Origin of the sequence: Paenibacillus nasutitermitis (genome assembly GCF_014641075.1) — a bacterium.
Lineage (GTDB): Bacteria > Bacillota > Bacilli > Paenibacillales > Paenibacillaceae > Paenibacillus_Z > Paenibacillus_Z nasutitermitis.
Genome location: NZ_BMHP01000001.1, coordinates 1,801,416 through 1,827,292 on the forward strand (window position 1 = coordinate 1,801,416; position 25,877 = coordinate 1,827,292).

The 25,877-nt window shown below is 50.0% G+C and carries 19 protein-coding genes; 16 read left to right on the forward strand and 3 right to left on the reverse strand.

Annotation, left to right across the window (positions count from 1 at the left end; genetic code table 11):
• Nucleotides 1-137 precede the first annotated feature (137 nt).
• On the forward strand, nucleotides 138-722 hold the full coding sequence (locus IEY46_RS07680; RefSeq protein WP_188990658.1) for a TetR/AcrR family transcriptional regulator: 585 nt from the start codon (nucleotides 138-140) through the stop codon (nucleotides 720-722).
• Nucleotides 723-956: 234 nt separating this feature from the next.
• Here IEY46_RS07680 and IEY46_RS07685 read toward each other — a convergent pair whose 3' ends face one another.
• On the reverse strand, nucleotides 957-2,024 hold the full coding sequence (locus IEY46_RS07685) for a DUF4037 domain-containing protein (protein WP_188990659.1): 1,068 nt from the start codon (nucleotides 2,022-2,024) through the stop codon (nucleotides 957-959).
• 416 nt (nucleotides 2,025-2,440) lie between these two features.
• Here IEY46_RS07685 and IEY46_RS07690 point away from each other — a divergent pair, with 416 nt between their 5' ends.
• The 7 genes from IEY46_RS07690 to IEY46_RS07720 all read left to right on the forward strand — a co-directional run bounded on the left by IEY46_RS07690 (nucleotide 2,441) and on the right by IEY46_RS07720 (nucleotide 12,624).
• Nucleotides 2,441-3,211, forward strand: a complete 771-nt coding sequence (locus IEY46_RS07690; RefSeq protein WP_229750133.1) for an ABC transporter ATP-binding protein — start codon at nucleotides 2,441-2,443, stop codon at nucleotides 3,209-3,211.
• 29 nt (nucleotides 3,212-3,240) lie between these two features.
• Nucleotides 3,241-4,113 carry an ABC transporter permease gene (locus IEY46_RS07695; RefSeq protein WP_188990663.1) on the forward strand — a complete coding sequence of 291 codons (873 nt, stop codon included), beginning with the start codon at nucleotides 3,241-3,243 and terminating at the stop codon, nucleotides 4,111-4,113.
• A gap of 162 nt (nucleotides 4,114-4,275) precedes the next feature.
• Nucleotides 4,276-6,552 (forward strand): arylsulfatase, encoded by a 2,277-nt coding sequence (locus IEY46_RS07700; RefSeq protein WP_188990665.1) that lies wholly within the window; start codon nucleotides 4,276-4,278, stop codon nucleotides 6,550-6,552.
• Nucleotides 6,553-6,606: 54 nt separating this feature from the next.
• The gene (locus tag IEY46_RS07705) at nucleotides 6,607-7,644 is read left to right on the forward strand and encodes an ABC transporter substrate-binding protein (protein ID WP_188990667.1); all 1,038 of its coding nucleotides are present in this window, start codon (nucleotides 6,607-6,609) and stop codon (nucleotides 7,642-7,644) included.
• A gap of 212 nt (nucleotides 7,645-7,856) precedes the next feature.
• The gene (locus tag IEY46_RS07710) at nucleotides 7,857-8,627 is read left to right on the forward strand and encodes a class I SAM-dependent methyltransferase (RefSeq protein ID WP_188990669.1); all 771 of its coding nucleotides are present in this window, start codon (nucleotides 7,857-7,859) and stop codon (nucleotides 8,625-8,627) included.
• A 277-nt stretch (nucleotides 8,628-8,904) separates the two neighbouring features.
• The gene (locus IEY46_RS07715) at nucleotides 8,905-10,944 is read left to right on the forward strand and encodes a molybdopterin oxidoreductase family protein (RefSeq protein ID WP_188990671.1); all 2,040 of its coding nucleotides are present in this window, start codon (nucleotides 8,905-8,907) and stop codon (nucleotides 10,942-10,944) included.
• Between the two features lie 105 nt (nucleotides 10,945-11,049).
• Complete coding sequence (locus tag IEY46_RS07720; protein ID WP_188990674.1) at nucleotides 11,050-12,624, forward strand: sigma-70 family RNA polymerase sigma factor; 1,575 nt, start codon at nucleotides 11,050-11,052, stop codon at nucleotides 12,622-12,624.
• Between the two features lie 114 nt (nucleotides 12,625-12,738).
• Here IEY46_RS07720 and IEY46_RS07725 read toward each other — a convergent pair whose 3' ends face one another.
• On the reverse strand, nucleotides 12,739-13,557 hold the full coding sequence (locus IEY46_RS07725) for a L,D-transpeptidase family protein (protein WP_229750134.1): 819 nt from the start codon (nucleotides 13,555-13,557) through the stop codon (nucleotides 12,739-12,741).
• A 104-nt stretch (nucleotides 13,558-13,661) separates the two neighbouring features.
• Between IEY46_RS07725 and IEY46_RS07730 the strand changes: the two genes are divergently transcribed.
• Nucleotides 13,662-14,798, forward strand: a complete 1,137-nt coding sequence (locus tag IEY46_RS07730) for a cytochrome P450 (protein ID WP_188990678.1) — start codon at nucleotides 13,662-13,664, stop codon at nucleotides 14,796-14,798.
• A 59-nt stretch (nucleotides 14,799-14,857) separates the two neighbouring features.
• Nucleotides 14,858-15,439, forward strand: coding sequence for a TetR/AcrR family transcriptional regulator (locus IEY46_RS07735; RefSeq protein ID WP_188990680.1), 582 nt, complete (start codon nucleotides 14,858-14,860; stop codon nucleotides 15,437-15,439).
• Nucleotides 15,440-15,647: 208 nt separating this feature from the next.
• Here IEY46_RS07735 and IEY46_RS07740 read toward each other — a convergent pair whose 3' ends face one another.
• Complete coding sequence (locus IEY46_RS07740) at nucleotides 15,648-17,384, reverse strand: ABC transporter ATP-binding protein (protein ID WP_188990681.1); 1,737 nt, start codon at nucleotides 17,382-17,384, stop codon at nucleotides 15,648-15,650.
• A gap of 316 nt (nucleotides 17,385-17,700) precedes the next feature.
• Between IEY46_RS07740 and IEY46_RS07745 the strand changes: the two genes are divergently transcribed.
• The 6 genes from IEY46_RS07745 (at nucleotide 17,701) to IEY46_RS07770 (ending at nucleotide 25,872) form a co-directional block, all read left to right on the forward strand.
• Entirely contained in the window at nucleotides 17,701-18,384 is a 684-nt protein-coding gene (locus IEY46_RS07745; RefSeq protein WP_188990684.1) for a response regulator transcription factor, read from the forward strand.
• Nucleotides 18,377-19,687, forward strand: coding sequence for a sensor histidine kinase (locus IEY46_RS07750; RefSeq protein ID WP_188990686.1), 1,311 nt, complete (start codon nucleotides 18,377-18,379; stop codon nucleotides 19,685-19,687). The genes IEY46_RS07745 and IEY46_RS07750 overlap by 8 nt, the downstream gene beginning before the upstream one ends.
• A gap of 150 nt (nucleotides 19,688-19,837) precedes the next feature.
• Entirely contained in the window at nucleotides 19,838-21,307 is a 1,470-nt protein-coding gene (locus IEY46_RS07755; RefSeq protein WP_229750135.1) for an ABC transporter substrate-binding protein, read from the forward strand.
• Nucleotides 21,307-22,062 (forward strand): ABC transporter ATP-binding protein, encoded by a 756-nt coding sequence (locus tag IEY46_RS07760; protein WP_188990689.1) that lies wholly within the window; start codon nucleotides 21,307-21,309, stop codon nucleotides 22,060-22,062. The genes IEY46_RS07755 and IEY46_RS07760 overlap by 1 nt, the downstream gene beginning before the upstream one ends.
• The gene (locus IEY46_RS07765; protein WP_229750136.1) at nucleotides 22,022-23,083 is read left to right on the forward strand and encodes an efflux RND transporter periplasmic adaptor subunit; all 1,062 of its coding nucleotides are present in this window, start codon (nucleotides 22,022-22,024) and stop codon (nucleotides 23,081-23,083) included. The genes IEY46_RS07760 and IEY46_RS07765 overlap by 41 nt, the downstream gene beginning before the upstream one ends.
• Complete coding sequence (locus IEY46_RS07770) at nucleotides 23,083-25,872, forward strand: ABC transporter permease (RefSeq protein ID WP_188990694.1); 2,790 nt, start codon at nucleotides 23,083-23,085, stop codon at nucleotides 25,870-25,872. The genes IEY46_RS07765 and IEY46_RS07770 overlap by 1 nt, the downstream gene beginning before the upstream one ends.
• Nucleotides 25,873-25,877: the final 5 nt, after the last annotated feature.

Here is a 25,877-nt window from a genome sequence, read left to right on the forward strand (position 1 = left end):
GCGTTTTTGCTTTATGGAACGATTCGCTGTTTTTTCTTCATCTCCATTGAGCATGATCTCCTCCGAGATTAGACAGCATTCCTTTTTTGGTTTATGTTTGAATATATCAAGACTTATCGCAGCTGGGAGGATTTGCGTTGGCCAGAAATGTGGAAAGAGATGCACTGGCACGGGAAAGACAGCGAAATAATATTATGGAGAATGCCAGGGAATTGTTCGCATTAAGAGGACTGCGAGGGGTTCGGATCGAAGATATTGCGAAAGCTGTCGGGATAACTTCAGCTAATGTGTACCATTATTTTAGCTCGAAGGAAAATCTGCTGATGGAAGTTATCGTACATTCACAGTTGGTATTCGGCGAAGCTCTTCAGAAGCTTTCCGAAGGCAGCGGCTCGCCATGGGAGAAGCTGGTATCCTTGGGAACTCCGAATAAAAACAGGAAATCATATGTTGTATTGCTGCATTTGAATATAGCATTGTCGGACGCTTTGCCGAAGGAGCTTAGGCAGCAATATAAGTCCAATGCCATTAACAATTTGAAGGTGCTATCCAGTATTGTGGCCGAGGGGCAGCGGCAGGGACAGATTATCGCGGGAGATCCCCTGCAGCTGGCAGCGCGCTATATAGTCGACTTAACCGGATTTAATGTATACTCCTCCACTAATCTGTATGAAGGGTTACACTTTCGATTCGAGGATATCATCGCTCATCTGAGGCCTTAATTTATCAGCGGTTTGGGCGTTAATTCCATCCCTTTACCCAACTCCTCTCTTTTAATCCCTTGTATGCGAATTGGAATTATGTAATTAATAATGGACAGCTAATTGGGTTCAACTCACGAAACGGAAACAATCGTACGCTGAGCAACGCGTTATATGAAAAAACCGGATCCTTAAAGGGAATCCGGTTCTCGTCACAGCAAGTTAAGTCCAAGTAACCTTCCTCGGTAGCGTAATCTACAGCAGGCGGTCAAAGAAAGCGCGAAGTGGGTTCGTCTCGCCAGATGGTGATTGGAAACGTTCCTGGATCGCGCGAAAGTCAGTGTTGTCACTGATTTGGTCGATGCCACCGAAATTAAAAGCAGCAAGCTTGCGAAGCGATGAATCCTCTATCTTAGAGACCAATGCATCTGCAAAACGATTACCGCCGATTACCGAAAACGGTCGATCGAAGAAGTGATTTACCCTCACTTCAATTGGTTCGGTCAATTGCAGTTCGTTATGCATCTGTGCGACGATTTGATAGGTTGTCGATAGTGCTTGCTCTCGCCCTCGCCACTCTTTTGCGTTTTGTGCAGCTTCCAGATAAGGCATTAACTCATCCGCACAAGCAAGCTGCCGGAAGGCGGTGCCGAACCATTTAGGATAAGGGGCATAGCTCCGTTCGATCAGGAAACAAAGACTCATTACGTCTCTAATGAGTCGAGAAGCAATAAGAGCCGCCCCCAATTCATCTCCCACAAAGCCTGCTCTGGGCATAAGATGTTCTTCCTGTCCGATACGGTTCCAAACCGATGCCATCAGAAAAAGCCATACATCCTGCGGATAAAAACTTAGATGCTCGCGAACGACTGTCAGCTCGCCGAAATCATCCCGGTAGACGATACCACCTGTAAGCTCTGCCAATCTCTGAGCAGGGATAGTCAGCCAGTCGAGTAGATCCAATCCCTCTAACAATCGGGAGGGTGAGAGTCCCAATCGTCTGCCGAAATAGGCGGGAACTGTGGCAACAATCGTTTGATCGACATTAAGCGGGAAACCATTAAACGTTGCAGGGGCTGCCTTATGGAGGGCCGCAAAAATGGCTTCACGCTGAGAAATGTCTGCTTCATGGACGAATATCAGCACACGCGGCCCCCAGTCGTGGTCGCGCGACATCGGTGTATCAAAACCTAGAACTTCGCTACCCGGGCCGACTAGCGCTGCTGCATACGATAATGTGGGCATGATAGACGAAAGACGAGGCACGATATAATATTCATAAAACCATTGGCTTAACTGAACGCCTGAGATATTGTCGCTCACGATTAGTAACTCCTTTCAGCAAACGATGGGTGATTCGGTCACAGATGACGTATATGGCCCCCGATACATCGAAATTACAACCGGGAAAGGTGATGGACAAAGCAATAATGTCTGAAAAAATTCTATAACCCTTTGCAGAATGTGTCAATTCTATTGGCTCATTTTTAATCCCTTGTATACAAATTGGAATTATTTAATTAATAATTGACAGCTATTTCTATTCCTGATACACTGATCACAAATTAAATAATGATTAAATTAGTGAAATGAGCATAGCTGACCAGACCACTGGAAGCCCGCACAGTATGAGTTGAGGTTCTCACCATCCTGCGCGAAGGTTGTCCAGTGGTTTTTGTTGTGCGAATTAGCGAAAAACACCTGGAACCATGATCATGGCAGGAAAGGGAGAGGATCTTGTGTCTTCAGTAGCTTTAACAATCCGTCAGTTAACCAAATCTTTCCGATCGAATGAGTCAATAACGCATGTGCTGGATAATATTGACCTATCCGTACAAGAAGGTGAGTTTATTTCCATTATCGGGCCAAGCGGCTGCGGCAAGAGTACATTGCTCAAGATCGTGGCCGGTCTGGATCTGGAGCATACAGGTTCAGTGCGGCTTGGCGGGAGGGAAGTTGAGCGTCCTTCCAAGGAGAAAGGATTTATCTTTCAAGAGCATCGCTTGTTCCCATGGCTGACTGTGGAGCGCAATATAGCAGGAGAGCTGTCGCTGAAGGACAGCCAGGTTCGCCGGAAGGTTGACGAGATGATTGCGCTTGTCAAGCTTCAAGGCTTCGAGCGGGCTTATCCGAAGCAGCTTTCCGGTGGCATGTCGCAGCGGGTTGCTATCGCCCGGGCGCTGCTGCGCAATCCGGAGGTACTCCTTCTTGATGAGCCATTCGGCGCGCTGGATGCATTCACGCGCAGTCATATGCAGGAAGTATTGCTGGATATCTGGCGGCATAACAAGACGACGATGCTTTTTGTGACGCATGATATCGATGAAGCTGTATTTCTGGCGGATCGGGTCGTCGTACTCGATGCGCGTCCGGGGAGAATCAAGGCGATCATTCCCATTGATCTTCCCCATCCCCGCAAACGAACCGGGCCGTCTTTCCAAGAATTGCGCACTGTCGTGCTGGGAGCATTGGAGAAGCCGGAAGAATCCAGGAACGATTACGAGATTTAAGGTTCTAATTACGGGAGGAATAATTATTCATGTCAACTCGCGATAATACGCTTGCCCATGTGCCGGTTCAACAATCGACTAAAACGCCGAAGCCGGTTTCCGGCGCTTCCCGGAGGGCAGGGAAAAGGGCGAATAAAAGCTCCAAAACGCGTCGTTTGTTATGGGGCAGTCTCGTTCCGGGTGCCATGCTGCTGCTGTGGCAATTGGCAAGCTGGCAAGGCTGGGTGTCTGATTTGTTGTTTCCTTCTCCGATTGCCATTACGCAAGAATTCTATGCTCTTGTCCTGTCCGGAGATTTGTATTGGCATTTGAAAATCAGTCTGCAGCGGGCGCTGATCGGGTTCGTCCTGGGCGGTTCTACAGGTCTGGTACTCGGTCTTCTTGTCGGAATGTTCAGGCGTGTTGAGGATTTGCTCGATCCGACCATCCAGATGTTTCGTACAGTTCCGCTCTTGGCGATAACGCCGTTGTTCATTTTGTGGTTCGGTTTTGGAGAGCTGTCGAAGGATTTACTCATTGCGATGGGGGCTTTTTTTCCGCTGTATGTGAATACTTTCCTCGGGGTCCGCAATGTGGATGCGAAACTGTTCGAAGTTGCCAAGGTGCTGGAATTTAGCCGATATCAGCAAGTAACGAAGCTGGTGCTTCCAGCGGCCTTGCCGAACGTGCTGCTTGGTCTGCGCCTGTCCCTCAGCGTTGCTTGGCTCTGCTTGGTGGTAGCGGAGCTGATGGGGTCGGACCAAGGGGTCGGCTATATGATACAGGATGCCAGATCGTTCATGCGGACCAGTGTCGTTTTCGTAGGCATTGCCATATTCGCAAGTGTAGGCAAACTGTCGGATTCACTCGTGCGCATATTGGAGAAGCGGCTGTTAAAATGGCAGGATAGCTATAAAGGATAGGCTGGAAGAGCGTAAAAACCGGCCAGCGCGATCTTATCCTCCGAATGGCCGCAGCCTTTCATTGTGCTGCAAGAATGAATGTTTGAATACGGCTTTTTGATAAAAAAATTTATCTAATATTCATACTATTCGCATATGAATAATATTATTGGAGGAGTATACATGGCAGAGGAAAGATTATCGAGGTATGTCATTAATGAACATGGAACAGTCGGCAATACGCTGGAGGAGACAGTGCCCCGCTGGCCGGAAAGGGTGAAGGCGCCAGAAGGGGCACCTAACATTGTGTATATCGTGCTGGATGATCTTGGGTACGCGCAGTTGGGCAGTTATGGCTCAACGATTGAAACGCCGAATATAGACTCTTTGGCCGCTGGTGGACTTAGGTATACGAACTCCCATGTCACTGCGATCTGCTCGCCGACCCGGGCCAGCCTGCTTACCGGCCGCAATCCCCATTCCATCGGAATGTCTTGCGTCTCGGATTTGAATACAGGATTTGCGCATACAAGGGGCAAGGTGCATAAAGAAGCGGGTTTGATCAGTGAAATATTGAAGGACAACGGCTATAGCACCTTTATCTCGGGCAAATGGCATCTTGCGCCTTATGAGGATCAAAGCGCCGCAGGCCCATTCGACAATTGGCCCTTGGGAAGAGGTTTCGAACACTTCTATGGCTTCCTGGGCGGAGGGACGAATCAATTCAGCCCGGTCTTGCATCAGGACAATCATGAGGTGATGGCGCCGAAGTCAGCCGCGGACGGGTATCATCTAACAGAAGATCTTACAGATAAGGCGATCGAATATGTCCGGGATCAGAAGGCTGCGGCGCCGGATAAACCGTTCTTTCTCTATTTGGCGTATGGCGCAACGCATGATCCCCATCATGCTCCGAAGGAATATATCGACAAGTACAAAGGGAAATTCGATGAAGGCTGGGATATCATCCGGGAGCAATGGTTCGAGCGGCAGAAGCAGCTGGGTCTTATACCGGCAAATACGAAGCTGCCCCCGCCGAATCCGGGAGTTCAGGCTTGGGCTTCGCTGTCCGAAGACCAGCGGCGGCTCTATGCGAAATCGCAGGAGGCGTTCGCCGGATTCCTGGACCATACCGACTATCATATTGGCCGGGTCCTTCAATTCCTGCAAGAGATTGGTCAATTCGAGAATACGGTTATTGTGCTCATATCCGACAACGGAGCCAGCGGCGAAGGCGGGGAGCATGGCACCTGGAATATGCTCAAAAGCTACAACGGCATCAAGGAAACGCTGGAGGTGAATCTGCCTCATCTCGAGGATTGGGGAGGTCCGGCGACGAACAATCATTATCCGACGGGCTGGGCGCAGGCAGGCAATTCGCCGTTGAAATTTTACAAGACATGGCTGCATGCCGGCGGGGTCAAGACTCCTCTTATCCTTCATTATCCGAAGGGGATTAAAGACGGCGGAGGCATCCGACAGCAATATCACCATGCCATCGATGTCATGCCAACCATTCTTGAGCTTATCGGGATTGAACCGCCGGCGTTCATCAATGGCGTGGAACAACTGCCGCTGCAAGGAGTCAGCCTCGTCTATTCCTTCGATGACGCCAAGGCTGAGACCCATAGAAGCACGCAGTATTACGAGATGATTGGCCACCGTGCCATTTACAATGAAGGCTGGAAAGCGGTGACGAACCATCGTGCCGGCTCCCGGTACGAGGACGACATCTGGGAGTTGTACCATCTGGATGAAGATTTCTCTGAGACGACGGATCTGGCAGGCGAGCATCCCGATAAGCTGAACGAGCTTATCGAGAAGTGGTGGATCGAGGCGGAGAAGTATGGGGTGCTGCCATTGGATGGCCGATCCTTGTGGGGACGTCTGAAGGATTCTTTCGGAGATGAGGGCAACGTTCCCGTTGCGGCCAAGCGAACCTTCTTCAATGGCACCCGATTTTTAAGAGGCCCGGATCTGCGCAATCGTTCGTTTACATTCGATGCCGTAGTGGAACGGGTATCGGCCGATGACGAAGGTGTGCTTGTCTCCGAAGGCAGCCGGTTCGGCGGATATTCCCTCTATGTGAAGAACAATCGCTTAGTGTTCGTCTACAATTATGTCGGCGAGACGTACACGGTCATTTCTTCGGATACTGAGGTGCCGCTCGGCAAGTCTGTTCTGACGTTTGAGTATGCAAAGCAGGGCGAGCATACCGGCATCGGCAAGCTTTATATTAACGGCGATCAGGTTGGAGAAGAAGTCATTCCAAAGACAGGGGCAATTATGTTCGGCGGAGGGGGCGGCTTTACGGTAGGGAAGAATCTGATCTCACCCATTACACCCGAATACGAGGCGCCATTTGAATTCAAGGGCCGATTGAGTAAGCTGGAGCTGTATGCCGACAATGGAGCACGTGATATTGCGGCGGATCTGGCTGCGGAAATCGCAAGCGAGTAGCTTTAAATTCATAACCAACCGGTCTTAATAAGCATAAAGAGGAGAATTTCAATCATGACAAAATTAACGCTGCCCTGCACTGCCCTTATTCTCGTATTCGCACTTCTGCTAAGCGCTTGCGGCAATAACAACAATCAGACGCCGAATTCACCAGCTTCCGTCAACGCCTCTACGTCTCCCGTTACCGCAACTGCGGAATTGAAGCCATTTACCATCAGCATCGGGAACAATGGCGGCAGTAATCAGCTTAAGCTCGCCCAGAGCAAAGGCTGGTTCGAGGAGGAATTCGCCAAGATCAACGGGAAAGTAGAATTTTCCGATTTTCAAAGCGGTCCGCAAGCCATCGAATCCTTGGCGGCTAAGCGTTTGGACGTTACAACGCTGGTCGATGGCGGGGTCATTACGGCTATTTCCGGTAAAGTAGATTTGAAGCTAACCTCTTATCTATCCAGCGGACTCAAGGGCATAAACTATGTTATCGTTCCTAAAGGGAGCGAGGTTAAGGAACTGGCGGATTTGAAAGGCAAACGCGTAGGGCTGCCGAAGGGGACCACAAACCATGTCTTCTTCGTGAAAGCCTTGAAGAAATCCGGCATCCAGGAATCGGAAGTCAATATTGTGAACCTGCTGATCCCGGAAGCACAGCCTGCATTTGAAACCGGTCAACTGGACGCTTGGGTAACCGCCGATCCGTTCGCTTATCAAGAGGTCAGCAAGAATGGGGCAACCATCATCGCAAGCGGGGAATCCCTGAATATTCCAGCTCCGGTGTTCACAGCATTCAGGGCAGACTTCGCGAAGGAGCATCCGGAAGCGGTTGAAGCCTATCTCAGAGTCGTCAAGAAAGCGGTAGACTATGAGAAAGCCAACTATGAGGAAGCGCTGCAAACCTATGCCGAGCTGAAAAAACAGGACGCTGAGTTAATTAAAGTACTGGCAGACAATTATCAAGCCCAGAATGAACCGATTCCGGACCAAATTGTTGCTGAATTTCAGGCTTCTGCGGATCTCTTGCTGGAGCTCGGCTTCCTGAAGGAGAAGGTTGAAGTATCGAAGCTGGTTGACAACACTTTTATTGAGAAGAATAATTAACTTGTTCCAACGATCGAATAGGCACTCAAACTGACTCTGATTTGAATGCTTTTTTTTTGAATCATAAGGTGATTTCAAATGTTTACAGATATGGATTGTAATGCGAGAAAGATTGAAATATATTAATGGAAAGCATGCATCAGGATGCTTCAGATTCTCGTTTGAACAAACCCTCAAAAATTTTAAAGAGCCCGATTCTAAGGAGGTAGTGCGTGCAGGAGGAACTGGCAAGAGTCAACAAGGTTGCTTGGGAAACGAAAGCTTATCAGGCTTGGGTTCATCAATACGGTACACCGGTTGAACTTGCGGAAGAACTAAAGCTGAATCACAGACATCTTCTGCATTATTGGCTTAAGTATATCGGTAATCCGGTGGGAAAGCGGGTGCTTAATCTTTTGGGTTCGCATGGCCGCAAGGCAATATCTCTGGCATTAATGGGGGCAGAGGTTACGGTGGTGGACCTATCTGAAGAAAATCAGTTATATGCGCAACAGACCGCCAAGGCGGCCGGTGTGGAGCTGCACTACATCTGTTCGGATGTTTTGAACATTCCTAATGAAGAAACACTTGGTCAGTTTGATATCGTGTTGATGGAATTTGGTATATTGCATTATTTTACAGACCTGAATGGCATCTTTAGCGTGGTGCATCGCAGGCTGAAGGGGAATGGCCGGTTTATATTAACTGACTTTCACCCTTTCGCGCGTGCATGGATGAACACAAACAATCTCAAGCAGCCAACTGGCAATTACTTTGATAATACGATTACGGAAGGCGAAGTGGCTTTTGCAAAGCTGCTGCCCGAGGAAGAACGCTCTGAATTGGGTAAGGTTCTTGTACGAAGCTGGACACTGGGCGAGATAATAACGGCAATTGGTTCACTGGGGTTATGTATACGGACTTTGGAAGAAATTCCAGGCCCCACAGATTCGAGATTTCCCGAGTTCTACACGCTGATAGCAGATAAAATGGATGGAATATAAGGGGATATGAGGGCCGTGATTGGGTAGCTGCCACTGGAACCTTTATTTTTGAACCGCCCGGGGATATACATAGACTGGTAACCAGCGATTGAAGAAGTAGCGGCTGTCTGGCGGCTGCTTCTTTTATTATGCATGATGTTTTTGTTCATACCAGAACAGAACATGGCCGCTGTGCGTATCCAAAGTTGAGCAGGATGTCGATCCCGTTTGTGCTATTATTATAGGATAATCTGAACAAACCTCGTATTCCCGCATGAATGAAAGGAGCGGTCACAATTTGAAGTCATATCTAAATCAGGCAGACGGGGTATTCCCTTCCGTTTGTCCGTTGGATTGCCCGGATCAATGCGGTCTGCTGGTCCATAAGGAATCCGGAGCAATCGTGAAAATAGAAGGCGATCCGTCTCATCCCGTCACCCAAGGGGCAATCTGTAACAAAGTGCGCAATATGACGGAGCGGATCTATGATCCGAAACGACTACAATACCCGCTTCTGAGGACAGGCCCCAAAGGCTCCGGTGAGTTTCGGCGGATCGGCTGGGAAGAGGCGCTGGAGAGAATCGCGGGCCGGTGGATGCAGCTTGCAGCTTCCGAAGAAGGAGCGGAGGCGATTTTGCCATACAGCTTCTACGGGAATATGGGCCGAATCGGCACCGAAGGAATGGGACGGAGATTTTTCAACCGTCTGGGAGCAAGCAAGCTCATTTATTCGATCTGCGAAGCTGCGGGTTCGGAAGGCTACCGTTACACAATGGGCGGCAGCTATGGCACCGATCCTGAAGAAACGATTCATGCGAAGCTGCATATCTTGTGGGGCATCAACGCGGTAAGCACGAATATGCATCAGGTTGCGATTGCCGAGAAGGCGCGCAAGCAGGGCGCACAAATCATCGTAATTGATGTGCACCAGAACCGGACTGCGCGATGGGCAGACTGGTTTATTCCGGTTATGCCCGGAACGGATGCGGCGCTGGCACTTGGATTGATGCATATTTTGTTTGCGGAGGGACTGACGGACGAGGAGTTTCTTCGCCAATATACGATTGGGCATGAGGAACTGCGCGAGCATGTGAAACAGTATCCGCCTGATGTGGTGGCTGCCATTACCGGCGTTCCTGTGGGAGATATCTATAAGCTTGCACGGCTGTATGGTGCGACAAAACCATCTTTTATTCGCATCGGCAACGGTCCACAGCATCATGACAACGGGGGCATGACCACCCGTGCCATTGCTTGTCTGCCGGCGTTGACAGGACAATGGCTGGTTAAGGGCGGAGGGGCGATTAAGGGAAACGGAGGTTTCTTAAGCCTCAATAAATCCGCTCTGGAGCGCCCCGAGCTGAGCCGCAGGAGCACTCGCCGGATAAACATGAACTTACTGGGCAGCGCGCTGCTGGAGCTGGATCCGCCGATTCGTTCGCTATATGTATACAATTCCAACCCTGCTCTCGTAGCTCCCGAAGCGAATAAAGTCCGGGAGGGGCTAGGCCGCGAAGATTTATTTACAGTCGTTCACGATCTGTTTCTTACCGAAACGGCGAAGTTCGCCGATATCGTGCTTCCCGCCACTTCTTCGTTCGAGAATACCGATCTTTACACCTCCTATTGGCATCATTATGTACAGCTTCAGCAGCCAGTCATCGAACCGTGTGGGGAAAGCAAATCCAATGTCGAGGTATTCCGGCTGCTCTCGCAGGCGATGGGCTTCAATGAAGCGCTGCTGTGCGAGTCAGAGGAGGAAATGATCGACCAGGCGCTGAACAATCCGAACAATTCCAGGCTGCGGGGCATTACTCATGAGACTCTGTCGGCCACCCGGTTTGCCAAAGCGGATGTCAAGCCATTCCTGATGGAGAAGCTGCATACGCCGAGCGGCCGTATTGAGTTGTATTCCAAAGCGATGGAACGAAGCGGTTATCCGCCTCTGCCAACCTATGTGCCGCTTGTGGACGATGGACCCTATCCGCTGCTGTTTATACCGACCGCGAATCACAATTTTCTCAATTCTACATTCGCCCAGAACGATAAGCACATCAAGATGGAAAAAACTCCGCGGATATACATGAACGCGTTTGACGCCGCGGCGCGCGGAATCCGGGGAGGCGAGATGGTTCACGTATGGAACGCAAGAGGGAGCTGTGAGCTTGAGGCTGCCGTCGGCAATGATGTTCTGCCAGGAGTTGCCGTCAGTCAGGGACTTTGGTCCGATGATGCAGGCGGCAAGGCGCTCGTCAATGCGCTGACGCCGGACCGTGTAGCCGACATGGGCAATGGGGCTGTATTTTTCTCTGGAAAGGTAGAGGTTGCCCTGCGATAAAATAACGCGCTATACCCTGGGTCCGTGTTCATTTGATTGGTGCCCGTAACCTTTCCGCGCTCCGGCGGCACTTCTATATGATACAGAGGAAGGGAGCGGGATTGCATGCTTCAGTATATAGAAGACGCAAAACAAGGGGACCGGAATGCTTTTGAAACGATTGTGCGTCACTATACAGCAATGGGGAATGCGGTAGCTTACGAAAAGCTGCATGATTTTCAATTGGCGGAAGATGCTGTTCAGGAAGCATTTACAGAAGCCTTCCTGCATTTACGAAAACTGCGAACGGCTGAAGCATTCCCGGGCTGGTTTAAAGCGATTGTCATACGGCAATGTTATCGGATTATGCGTAGAAAACATCATCACACCGTCCATTATGAAGAAGCTGCGCAATCGCTGGAGATGCTGCATGGTATTTCGGATCAGATGGCGAAAAGAGAATTGCAGCAGGTAGTTCACGATTCATTAGCGGTGTTAACATCGAATATGAGAATCGTGGTTCAGTTGTTTTATTTTCAAGGCTACTCGCTTCAAGAAATTTCAAGTTTTCTGGGGACTTCGATTCCGGCATTGAAGAAACGGCTGTTCGATGCCCGCCGAAAATTGAAGAGCGCGCTGCCTGCTGCCGATTTGATCTCGGTCTATCATGATTTGTATGAGGGAGGAAAAGGCGTGCTTCATATTGTTAACGGTGATTCGGTCGCGGAGAAGCTTCGGCAAGGCATTGTGCAGGGTGATATATTGGTATGGAGGGAAGTTTATCCGCATGGTCCCATATTTGTTGATCCTTCTGAATGGAGCAATCGCTCCATACGGGCTCAATACCTGGAACAGTCGCTCGGAATACCTCGATCGGTGTTTATACAGGGAAGTGAAATGCAGGATAAGGCCCTGGCTGAGTTTCATAAATATGATGAAATTGTATTATGGTTTGAGCATGATTTATTCGATCAGACGATATTATGTTATTTGCTCCATTGGTTTTCAGGACAGTCTTTGGGAAAAACCAAGCTGAACCTATTGTCTATCGGTGATTACCCGGGGATCGAGCTGTTTCGAGGTTTAGGACAACTTTCTTTGGAACAAATGGGAACATTGCCAGGGACATGGAAATCGATTGGGACGGCAGAACTGGAACTCGGCAGCGCGTTATGGCTTGCTTATTCATCTCAGAACCCCCAGCAGCTGCAGCAGTTATTAACCGAAGATACATCCGTACTGCCGTATGCGCAAGATGCTTTCCAATGTCATCTATCTTGCTTTCCTTCCACATCCAATGGGCTTGGTATTGTGGAGCAGTCTACGATGGAGTTGATTTGTTCCGGCGTATATTCGCCCCTTCAATTATTTGAACGGGTTGGGAATAAGCTCCATACGCTAGGGATGGGCGATCTCCAATTCTGGTACATTCTTGGGAAGATGGCACATGATCCGTATCCTTTGCTGCGAATCAGCGGGTCCGATGTATTTCCTGGGTTTAATGATTCAGTAGATAATTTTCGCAATAGTGAAATGAATATAACCGATTTCGGCAGAAGCGTTTTGGATGGGAAAGAGGATCGAATCGTTACGAATGGCATTGACGAATGGTATGGCGGGGTACGCCTGGAAGGAAATGCGGTACGATGGCGGTGGGATTCGGCCTCGGAAAGCATTCAGGATCTAAAAGCTGAAGATTGAATATAGCTTTGAATAATCGCAGGGGTTTTCGAAGTCGGGTATATGAAGCGATACGGTTAAGCAAATGAAGAACAGCGTCCCGTCACAGGACACTGTTCTTTTTTTCATTTCAACTCATTCCATCAAACCTAACTTAAAGTAAACCTTGGACGAAACCACACCATCTGGCCTGATGCCATGGTCTTTTTGAAATTTTTTGACAGCCGCTGTCGTATCAGCACGAAATTTACCGTTACATATTCCACTGAAATAACCAGCGCTCTTTAGACGGGACTGTATCAACTGGACATCGGCGCCCACATCTTTCTCCGCCAAATCCCGGGGTTCATGACTTGGATCACCTAGCACATGACCGTAAATCGTGACTTTTGTTCCAATCGGAATCAAATCAAATAACTCAATGACATCGCGGTTATGCATACGGATGCAGCCATGGCTTTGATGCTGGCCTATAGAATGAGGTTTATTCGTGCCGTGTATGCCGTAATATCCCCAAGGGACGTTTAATCCCAGCCAACGCGGCCCGAACGAGGGTCCCCAGTTCTTCCCTTTATATTCGACCAGGTATTCGCCTACGGGTGTGGGAGTCGACGGGTTACCAACGGCTACGGAATAGGTCTTGAATCTCTGCCCCTGTACGTTGACAACAAGCCGGTGCTGAAGTGGATAGACTTCAATAGCATATATGCCATGATCAGCTGCAATCGGAAGTGCCGGATCGGAATCTTCCGAATAAATCGTGTTAGTTGATAACAGGTTAAAAATTAACAAGACGGTTAGTGCAACTCGCAGACAAAATAACACAATTGTTCGAATTATCGGAATCACCGCACCTGTATGTAATATGTTGGATATAATATGTCCGTCTTCGGGATTTCCATTCATAAATCCGGAATGAAAACAGGATCTAAAGCAGAGTAGATCCTTATCCAACTACTCTATCGCGCCCCGCAAACTAAAAAAAGATTGACAGAAATCCCCATCGCTTTTATGATTGAACTGACTAGTCAGTTCAATCATCTTAAAGGAGTGATTTCTTGTTACCCTTCAATAATAACAATCTGCTTCCATTGTCCTGGTTCAAGCAGCAGCGCAGTGCGGGTACGGCGGTATTTAACGAAGAACACCAATACTGGTCCGTGTTTGGACATGAGGGGGTGAAGAATATCCATACGGATTTCGAGCATTTCTCCTCCCAAATTCAGCCGCCATCCGATGATTCCCCGATTGACAGCAGCATCCTGCGAACAGATCCGCCCCGGCACAAGCTGATGAGAGCGACCGTTGCGCGTGCTTTCACATCCCGGGTAATCGAACAAATGGAATCTTCGATTGAACGTTTGGCCGGCGAATTGCTGGATCAAGCAGGCAGCGCAGGGAGACTGGACATTGTCTCAGGCATTGCAAATCCACTGCCTGTAACTGTAATTGCTGAAATGATGGGGATTCCTCAAGGAGACCGCGAGCTGTTCAAGAAATGGTCGGATGACCTGGTCGGCAATGATCCTGCCCGCCAAATGCAATGCCAGGAAGAGATGGCCTTATACTTCAAGGACATCCTAAAATCCAGGCGCGCGCAGCCGGGCAATGATTTAATCACCGCTCTTATCGAAGCCAATGTTGGTGGCGGTACTCTAAGCGAGATTGAATTAATCGGATTCTGTATTCTGCTGCTCGTTGCCGGCAACGAGACGACATCCAACCTGATATCGTCCTCTATCCTATGTTTGGAGAGTGCACCTGAGGCATGGGAGCAACTGTTGAAGGATAATAGCTTAATCCCATCAGCAATCGAGGAAACACTTCGTTATTGCTCGCCGGTGCAAATCCTGGAACGTAGAGTCAAAGCTGACATGCAATGGGCGGGAAATCCGTTTAAGGAAGGACAGCTGGTTTTGACTTATATTGGCTCGGCTAATCATGACGAGCGTGTTTTTGATGAACCGGAGCGTTTCAATATCCACCGTCGCCCCAATCCCCATCTGGCGTTCGGACACGGAATACATTTTTGCCTTGGAGCAGTTCTGGCCCGTTTGGAGGCACGTATCGCATTGAAGGCCTTGCTCAATCGTCTTCCACGGCTCAGACGAACGGATAACCAGCCGCTGGAGCGGCTGGACAGCAGTATGATGTTTGGTTTAAAACGGTTTATTATCGAAAATGCTGTCCGGTAGTTGAACATCTTCTGAGACCAAGAGGGCTATCGGAGGTAAGTAGGAAGGAGAGGATTTTCATGAGCAGGGACAAAATATTGGATGCGGCCGCCGGAGTCTTCTCGACAAAAGGTTACCATCGTTCAAGCATGGATGATATTGCCCAAATGGCCGGGGTAGCCAAAGGCACATTATATTACCACTTCCCGGGAAAAGCACAATTGTTTCAGGCGCTTATTACGGAGGGGCTCCGTATGATAACGGGCAGGATCCGGGAGGAAGTGGACCGGGACTTGCCTTTGCTTGAGCAAATTCAAACAGTGATCCGGCTTAATATCCAATTGTATATGGACTATAGCGAGCTTGCTCATATTTTTTTCAATGAGCTGTCCAGCGGTATAGATGAAGAGGTGCTGCTGGCATTAAAAGAAGAACGCAGTGCCTATATCCGGTTCATCGCAGAGATTTTGGAAGAAGCGGGATTGAAAAAGATGAACTGCGAGTTGGCCGCATCCGGGCTTCTCTCCATGATGAACGGTTTCTGCGGGTATCATTTGAGCCATCCGGGCGAAGTGGAGCAAGAGCAGATTGTCCAGCTCTTGTATGCAGCCGTTACCACCGGATTGCTGAATCCGAGAGTAGAGATGCCTGAAAGCAATTAACAGGGGAGTCGGTTGTGCTATACGTAGTACCTCTTCTGCATCGTGTATCGTATGTAATGGATAAAGTTATATAGGAAACTCATGGCTGCAGATGGGCGGTATGTCCATTTGCGGCATTATTGTTCTCATAAGCTCAGTCATTCGATCGAAGCAAAATAACCGGGATCCCCTAAAAAAGGCGCTCCCGGTTATTCTCATTCAAATCGACTTAAATGGTTAATTGCATATTGTATAAACTCGCATAAGTACCGTTTAATGCAATCAGCTCATCATGTGTTCCTTGTTCTTCAATCCCGTTATCCGTCAGGACAACAATTCGCTCTGCATTTCTGACTGTAGACAGACGATGGGCGATGACAAGTGTCGTGCGGTTGTCCGCGAGCTTCTCAAGTGAGTCTTTTACCGCTTTTTCACTTTCATTGTCCAAAGCGCTGGTCGCTTCGTCAAAAATAATGACAGGGGGATTCTTCAAGAACACCCTGGCAATGCTGAGCCTCTGTTTCTGACCTCCGGATAATTTGACGCCGCGCTGACCGACATCCGTCTCATAACCATCCGGCAGTGCCATGATAAAATCATGAGCATTCGCCTTTATCGCTGCCTCGATGATTTCCTCCTTGCTGGCGTCCATCTTGCCATAGCGGATATTGTCCGAGACAGTTCCGGCAAATAAGTAGACATCCTGCTGGACGAAGCCAATATTACCCCGTAGGCTTTTCAGGCTAATATTCTGGATATTGATGCCGTCGAGAAGAAGCTCTCCCGCGCTTATGTCATAAAAGCGGGGAATTAAAGAGCATAATGTGGTTTTTCCGACGCCGGAAGAACCCACAAACGCAACGTAGTCTCCGGCTTTGATATGAAGCGATACCTTCTTTATGACTTCGTTCTGGTCTTCTTTATACTTGAAGGAAACCTCTCTAAATTCGACATTTCCCTGAACATGGGCGAGTTCAATTGCGTTATCCGAGTCTTGAATATCGGGCGAAAGCTCCATAATATCCATAAACCGGTCAAATGCCGTGATCCCTTCCTGATAGAGCCTGGCGAAATTAACCAATCGCTGGATAGGCTCAATGAGGATGCCAACACATAATAAATAAGTCAGCAAATCCGCTAAATCCAAGGAAGCATGGACAATCCCGACTCCGCCAAAGATAATCACGGCGATGGAGATGAGCTGTGTGAAAGCAACCATACCTTCATGAAACCAGGTTTCGCTTCGATAACCGTCTCTTCTGCTATGAACGAAACGGCTGTTCTCGTAAGCGAACTTTTTTATTTCCACGGGTTCGTTCGTGAAGGACTTGACCACTCTGACGCCGGAGAGCGTATCTTCAACTTGTGCGTTGATATCTCCGATCCGGTCTTTGCTTCGCCTTAAGGCAATATTCATTTTCCGGTTGAAATAAAACGCATAAACAGCCATCACAGGCAAAAAGAGAAAGATGATTAAGGTGAGCTGAACGTTAATATACATCAAGATGATGAAGGTACCGGCAAATTTCATGATGGAAATGGCAATATCTTCGGGCCCATGATGATATAATTCCGAAAGTGACAGGGAATCATTGGTGATCCGCGTCATTAACTGGCCCGTTTTCTGCTCGTCATAGAAGCCGAAGGATAGCTTCTGATAGTGCTCAAATAATTCACTGCGCATATCGCTTTCCATCATGGCCCCCATCATATGGCCTTTATAAGAAATAAACATGTCGCAAAGCGTATGAACGGCTACCAGGCCAACCATAACAGCGCCCATCAAATAAATTTGGCCTAGCGCATCAGGCATATTTCCATCCAGCACGTTTTTTGTAATATATCGGGTACATAGAGGGAGCAGCAGCGTAATGGCCGACACAACAACCGCACAGGCCAAGTCCGCATATAAGAGTCCCATGTAAGGCTTGTAATAGGAAAAAAATTTCTTGGTTCGCGTATTCAAATCGTTTCTCCTCCATAAGTATGGAGGGCTAAATGATCGTCACCCTCCGAATTTTTTTGTTTTCGAATGGGATAGTTTTTCTCATTGTTAACATCCTTTCTTTGGGCTACTATTCAATCCAGGTTCAATAAATGCGGCAGAAGCAGCAGGCTCGGATTAAACACCCTTATTCTACCACAGGAGATAAAAAGCGAATATATGTAATTCATGCTGGTCCGTATGAAATTTCCTGCCCGGATTCTAACCTTTTATTAAGGTTCATCATTTAAAATAAGGCTTACGGGAAAATAACGACTGGAATGAAGGGGCAGGACAATTGCGGATTCTAGTGGTGGAAGACGACCGTCCGCTGCTTGAAGCAGTGACGACGGTATTGAAAGAAGAGTCCTATCAAGTGGATGAGGCACAGAATGGTATGGACGGATTATATTTGGCACAGCAGCGGATCCACGACTTGATTATTCTGGACATTATGCTTCCAGGAATGGACGGATTGTCCATTCTTGCTAATCTGAGATCGCAAGGCTTCACGATGCCGATTCTGCTGCTTACGGCTAGAGATGGTGTGGAGGATCGTGTAAAAGGGCTCGACTCCGGAGCAGATGATTACATCGTCAAACCTTTTGCGATGCCGGAGCTGTTGGCGCGGATTCGCGTATTGCTCCGCCGTAACTCCGGCGGTGCTCCCGACGGTGAGCTGAAATATGGGCCTCTCAGCGTCAAATGCCACGTGATGGAAGGATATGCCAATGGGGAGCCGTTGAAGCTAACGGTAAAGGAGTTTGAGCTGCTGGAATATTTGCTTCTGAACCGGGAGCAAATTGTCACAAAGGATCAGCTGCTTGACCGGGTTTGGGGAATCGACACTGGCGCAGGATTGGGAGTCGTCGATGTTTATGTGCATTATTTGCGCAAGAAGCTGGCCCCGGCCGGCTGCGAAGGTTATATTCACACCGTACGCGGAGTAGGGTATCTGTTGAAGGAGAAAGCGCATGTTTAATCGTATACGTATTCAGCTCACCATCCGCAATGCCGCTGTGTTGTCCGTCATCCTGGTTGGATTGAATGTATCGGTATTTATTGTCATGAAACAAATGCTGTTCGCGCAGGTGGATCGTTCGCTTATGTCAATGGAACAATCCCAGCTTGTGCCGGATGAACAAGGGCAGGTTGCAACTGGCGGACAAATGCGAAGTTCGCTGGCTTTGCCCACACAGCGTGCGGTCTTATTCCAGATGGACGTTATGGACCGTCCGATTATCCAGTTGTATTGGACGGAAGACGATCAGCTGATTCCGCTGCCGGGAAGAGAACAATTCAACGAGACCCAGCTTAAGCAGCTGCTCCCAAGCAAGCTGGGAGAATCGCTGCAATCCATCAAGGTCGGCAATCAGCATTATCGCGTATTGAAAATCGGGAATCCGAATCATTTGACGATTTACAGCAGCAACGGGAGTCAATATAAGGTTGCAAGCCAACAGCTGCTCAGCAATATCTCGGCCGAAATCGGAATGCTGCAGCGACTGGAATACATCCTGCTGTTCGGTGGCATCGCCGGGCTTGTGATTGCGGTTGCAGCGGGGTATTATTTGGCCAACCGGGCGCTGATTCCCATACGGCTGTCACTGGACAAGCAGCAGCAGTTTGTTTCCGATGCTTCTCATGAACTGCGAACCCCGTTATCCGTCATTCAGGCTCATACGGAGCTTCTGCTGCGGCATCCCGAGCACACCATCGAGCAGGACAGCAAACATATTTCCACGGTTCTGCAGGAGGCCAGACGAATGAGTAAGCTGGTCAGCGGGTTGCTGACTTTAGCCCGTTCAGACTCGAACCAGCTGGAGCTTGAGATTAAATCCGTCCAGTTGGACCAGATCGTTCAGGAAAGTGTACGGAAGATGCAGATGCTGGCGGAGCTCAAGGACATTATTGTGCAAACGGAAATTGACTCGTCAATTCCAATGAATGCGGATGAGGAACGGCTCCATCAGCTGCTCGTGACATTGCTGGACAATGCCATAAAATATACACCTGAGGGCGGACTTGTCCGTGTTGTATGCCGGAAGCTCGCCCATTCCGTTCTATTGGAGGTGGAAGACACGGGAATCGGCATAGCGCCTGATAACCTCCAGCATATCTTTGACCGTTTCTACCGCGGCGATAAAGCACGTACCCGGCAGGAGGGCGGTTCAGGCCTGGGACTGGCCATAGCCAAATGGATCGTTGAGCAGCATCAAGGCAAAATCAGAGTGGAGAGCAAGCTGTCCATAGGGACGCGTATTTTTATCACACTGCCGATTTAAAGTGGTTTGAGGGCCGGGGACTTGTGTCTCCGGTTTTTTTATGTCCTTTTCAGCGTTGTTTAAGCTTCCTTTCAGCATCTCTAACGGATTTCTAAGAATCTGCTGGCATACTGGGCAATGAATCTACTAATGTCTGAAGGGATGATGAAATTGTCTGCAAAATGGGGCAGGAAATCGGGTTTACTGATCGGGACGCTGCTTGTAACGGTTGCGATGTCAGCTTGTTCGCCGATAGGAGGCAAGAAAGACAAAGCGGGGTTGAACACATTGGAACGGGAGGATTCGGGAACGCTGAAGGTTGCTTATTTCAATGAACAAAGCTTTTTAATGCAATACGGAAACGCCTTTCAAGCGATGTTTCCCAACATTGCGTTGGAGGTCGTTTCAACCGAGTCTGTGTTCATCGCTGAGGATCCGGCAGCGGAGATGGAGAAGCTTGTGGATGAGCAGCAGCCGGATGTCATGTACTTGACCGAAGAGCAATATTCCGTATTGGCGGGGAAAGGCAAGCTGTATGACCTGGATGCTGTCGTGAAGAAGGATGAATTCGACCTTGCGGGTTACCATGCTGCAGTAATCGATTTGCTGAAAGCACGCGGAGGCGGCAAGCTTTACGGCTTAAGTCCAAATTTCGGCAGTCAGGCACTCTATTATAATAAAGATTTGTTTGATAAGAATGGGATTCCTTTTCCGACGGATGGGATGAGCTGGGAGGAAGTTATTCAACTGGCATCCAGGTTTCCCGTTAAGAAAGACGGCGACGATGTCATGAACGGCCTCTTCCAGTCTTCCCAGACCGCTGACTCGTTCGAGCTGATTCGTTCGATCGGAGAAGCCAAAGGGCTTCAGTATGCAGATACGGATGCGAAGACGTTATCGATCCAGACACCGGAATGGAAATCCATCTTCCAGATGGTTATCGAGGGATACAAAACGGGCAGTATTTCGATGCCGGCCGAAGGCGACAGCAAGAGCGGAGGTTTGATGATGCGAGAGATGGGCGGTGCTTCCACAGTCAGCATCGGCCCGGATTCGATGAGGTTTATGTCCGGCCAGGCTGCGATGACGATCGATGGACCCATGATTATGAGCTTCTTGGGCATGAAAGGCAGCGGCGGTATGATGACGAAAGCAGCCACAGCCTCCAAAGACGGGAAGGTGATGGAAAGTCCGTTTAAAGATATTAACTGGGATGTTGTCAGCGTACCGGTTGATCCCACTCAGCCTGACGTATCCGGAGGCATGAGTCTGGAGAGTGTATTCTCTATCAATGCCTCTTCCAAAAGCCTGCCCGCTGCATGGGAGTTAATCAAGTATGTGAACGGTGAGCAGTTGGCCAAAACCAATGCCATGTCTTCCCCGTCTTTATCAGCCCGTACCGCATTCAAGAAACAATTGGACGACAAAAATATCGATGCTTTCTATGCACTTGGGGCGAATCAACAGAGCTTGCTGCAGGTGCTGCCGGAAGGTTTCGAAAATTCGTTCGCAAAATTGGCATCCGGGGAAATTAAAAAGGTCGTCGAAGGAGGACAATCGATTGACGACGCATTGGGTAAGCTCCAATCGCAGGGGCAGCAGCTGCTGACGCAATCGATCATGAATGCGGAGCAGGACTAATGACAATTCTTCATTCTGTTAAACCGCCGATACAAGACATGGCAGCGCCCGAAGCCGGGGCTGTTCTGAAAAGCGAAGGAGCTTCGTTTCTCCAGGTGAATGACGTTCGCAAAAGCTTTATGTCCGGCAGCCGGAAAATCGAAGTGTTGAAAGGGATTGGGCTGTCGATTGCACCCTCTAAGCTCACCATGTTAAGGGGACGGTCCGGCTCGGGAAAAACAACACTGCTCAATTTGCTCGGAGGACTCGACCGGCCCACGGAAGGCGAAATCTATTTCCGCGGGCGGCCGCTCCATGCCTGGAGTGACAAGCAGCTGACCACAGTCAGACGACAAGAGATCGGGTTCATATTCCAATCCTTCGCGCTGCTGCCCTTGCTTACCGCATGGGAGAATGTTGAACTTTCCTTGCGTCTGGCCGGCATTCCGCGAGCGGAATGGAAAGAGCGGGTCGGCCGCTGCCTGGAGCTTGTCGGCCTGACAAAACGGGCGTTTCACCACCCATCCGAGCTGTCCGGAGGCGAGCAGCAGAGGGTGGCGATCGCCAAGGGCATTGCCCACAAGCCAAAGCTTCTGCTTGCAGATGAGCCAACCGCTGAGCTGGATACGCAGATGGCGGCACGGATTATCGCGGTTTTCCGGGATATTATCGAGGCCGAACAAACGGCAATTTGTATGACGACACATGATTCTACATTATGGGGGGCGGCAGACGTTGTATACCAGATGGCCGATGGTACGCTTGTACCAGAATAAATGTAGGGCCTCCGGAGTCAGGCTGCTGCTGGCCGCAGTATGCCTTTCGCTATTGGCCGGGTGCTCCTTGCTTCCCCAGGAGGAAGAGCCGGAAAAGATGCCTGATATCCGGATACCGAAAATCTCCCAAAAGGCGGAATACCCGGTTAAACGAAGCACGTTGGAGCTGAAGGTGAGCGGAGCCGGAAAGCTGATGTCGAAGCGGGAGGAGAATCTATTGTTTACGGTAGGCAATCTCCGGATTGCAGAAGTATATGTGAAAGCAGGCGACACGGTAAAAAAAGGGCAGCTGCTGGCCTCTCTGGATACGGGCGATATTGAAAGCCAAATCCGCCGTAAAGAGGTGGAATCGGAGAAATTCCAGCTTGATATGAAGGACTCCTTGCGCATATCGGATGAAGGAAATGCGGTAATGTCCCGGAAGCAGCAGCTGGACATTGCCTTATTGAAGGAGGAGCTTGCCGATTTGCGCAGCAAGCTCAATGGTACGAAGCTGGTAGCGCCATTCGCCGGGACCATCGTCAGTTTTACGGCGGAGAAAGGCGATAATACGATAGGTTACGAAAAAATCGGGCAGATCGCAGACATAAACTCGTTAATCGTCGCCGTGCAATTCAGTTCCAGCGATCTTGAAAAAATCGCCCCGGGGATGGAATCCATGGTCGGCATCAATGCCGCCGGTGATTATGCAGGTTCGCTAAAACGGCTTCCGCTGACTACGGAAGAGCCGAAGGATGGCGAGAAATCGCTGGATCTCTATACGCTGATCGACCTGCCCAAGCTGCCTGCCGGTGCCGCCAATGGGACGCCGCTCACCGCTTCGGTTATTGTGGAGCGCCGCAAAGATGTATTGACTATCCCGCTTGCAGCATTGCGGAAGCAGAACAGTCGCAACTATGTGCTTGTATCCAATGCGGATGGCAGCAAAGGCGAGGTGGATGTGGAAATCGGTGTACAGACCTCGACGGAGGTGGAAATTATTAAAGGGCTGGAGGAAGGCCAGAAGGTCGTGGGGAAATAATGCGGATTATGATCTATCTGGTTCTGAAAAGCTGGCAGAACCGCTGGTATACAATAGGTACGCTGCTTGGTCTGACTGTTGCGGTAGCGTTTGCCATGAGTATCCCGATGTACGCGGATGGCACGCTCAAGAGACTCGTCGCGCAGTCGCTCGCGGAAGAAACAAAAGGACTGCCTCCCGCTTCGCTTTATATGAAATATCAGTCCGCAGGAAGTGCAGAGACCGATATGGAAGGGCTCGAGGAAGTAAACCAGTGGATCAATGGCGAGCTTCCCGGAAGAATCGGATTCCCCAAGCTGGCATCCTCAAGCAAGATAAGCCTGCCGGTATCTGCCGTTCGGCCCGCTCTTGCCGGCAAGGACGGTTCCAGCCGACTGGTGCGTATGGAGCTTGCCTTCCAGAGCGGAATTACCGAGGGGGCGGATCTGGTTGAGGGAAAGCTGCCGCGGGATGGGATCCAGGGCGGCGTTATTGAAGCTATGGTTCTGAGCGAGACGTTGACCCGCTACGGCTGGAAGACGGGAGACAGCTTCTATTACAGCGCCAAAGACAGCGACGGCAAAACAAAGAAGCTGATTGTTCAGATTGTGGGTACATACAAGCTGAAGGATGACACCGATTTGAGCTGGGCCATTGACGGAAAGGATAGTCTGGCCGACCTGTTTGTTGTCAACCGCAAGACCATGACGGATACGCTGCTCAAGGACAACAAGCTTGCTCTGGATTCTGCCGGCTGGTTTGCGGCATTCGATTTACAGAATATACGCATCAGCGATTTGTCATCGCTCATCGGAGAACTGCAGCGGCTGGAGATCAACCTCCATCAAATGCTGGAGAATACAAAAGTGAATCTGACATTTATCGATATGCTGGGTGATTTCCAGCAGCAGAGCTTGCTGCTTCAGGCGATGCTGTTCGCGCTTGCCGCACCGGTCCTGGCGATGGTGCTGTATTATATTACGCTTAACGCACAGCAATCGCTTGCCAGGCAGCGAAGCGATATCGCTGTGCTCCACAGCCGCGGCTCCAGTCCGCGGCAAATTATTTGGCTGTATTCCATTGAAGCGCTTCTGCTCGGCGGCGCGGCACTGCTCCTCGGACTTGGCCTCGCCTGGTGGATGGCCAAGACGATCGGCTCCTCGAGCGGGTTTCTTTCGTTTGTTGGCCGCAAATCGATCCCTGTCGGGTGGAACAAAACCTCTTGGTTGTTCGGGATCTCCGCCGCGGCGCTTGCGGTCATCGCAACGATAGCACCGGTCCGGGCTTATGCCGGAACGTCAATCGTAGAGCATACGCAGCTGCGGGAAAAAGCCGGCAGACCGCCGTTCTGGCAGCGGCTGTATCTGGATGTCGCGCTGCTGGCATTGTCTGCGGCAGGCTGGTACATGCTCAATGCCGGGATTATCGCCACTGTCAGCACTAGCGGCGTCGCAGCGGAGATGCAGCCGGCGATTTTTATTGTTCCGGCCTTGTTCATTTTCGCTGGTGGACTGTTGTGCTTGCGTCTGTTCCCGCTGCTGCTCCGTTTCTGGAATAGGCTCACGAAGAATCGCATGCCGGTTCCGGTCTATTTAACCTTCACCCAGTTGTCCCGTTCGGCCGTATCGTTCTTTCCCCTGATGATTCTGCTCATTCTCACCATTGGGCTGGGTGTTTATAATGCATCAGCCGCGAGGACAATGGATGTGAATGCCTCTGACCGCACGAATTACCGGTATGGCAGCGATGTCGTACTGAAATCGGCATGGGAAGGCGTTCAGGACGAGAATGACGAGAACAAGATCTATTATACCGAACCTTCCTGGCAAGCCTTTGACAAGCTGGATGGAGTGAAAGGCGCGGCAAGGGTCATGAAGACGACAGGCAAAGTTGAAATTAGCGGTAAAAATGCCGGCAGCGGGCAGCTCATCGGGATCGATAATGCCGCTTTTGCCAAAACGGCATGGTTACGCGAGGATTTGAATCCGTATCATTTCTACGAATATCTTGACGCGCTGGGAACTGCGGAGCAGGCGGTACTGGTATCGGAGAAATTCGCTAAGCAAAATGGACTAAAAGAAGGCGACCCGCTGCGCATACTGATCGGTTACGATCATGTCGCCGTAGATTTCGTCGTGGTAGGCATCGTCAGCTACTGGCCGAGCTTATATCCGGATACGTCGCCGTTCTTCGTGGCCAATCTGGATTATATCTATCAGCAAATCGAGAAGATTCCGTACGAGGTATGGCTGAATCTGGAAGAAAACGCAAAGCTCGCCCCGGTGCTTGCGAAGCTGGCAGAGCGCGGCGTCGCGGTGACCAGCGTGGACGATGCGCGCAGCGAGCTCATCGAACGGCGGAATCATCCCGCTCAGGGCGGCGTGTTCGGGATTCTCAGCCTCGGATTCATCATCTCACTGCTGGTTTCGCTGCTCGGCTATCTGATTTTCTGGTTCTTCACCTTGTCGCGCAGAAGTGTCCAGCTCGGTATTCTGAGGGCAATGGGACTAACGGGCGGACAAGTAACCGGCATGCTGCTGCTTGAGCAGCTGTTCACGACCGGGTTGTCGGTTGTCTCCGGAATTGGTCTGGGCACATTCGCCAGCCGCCTGTTTCTGCCGTTTCTGCAGGGCGGAAGCGCTCTTGGGTCGCAGCAGGTACCGCCGTTCCGGATTGTGTTCGATGCTGCGGATACGATGAAGCTGTATATCGCAACGGGCATTATGCTGGCGGCCGGTGCCAGCTTGCTTATCCTCAAGCTGAGGCGCTTGCGCATTACACAGGCTGTCAAGCTTGGAGAAGAACGGTAGAGAGT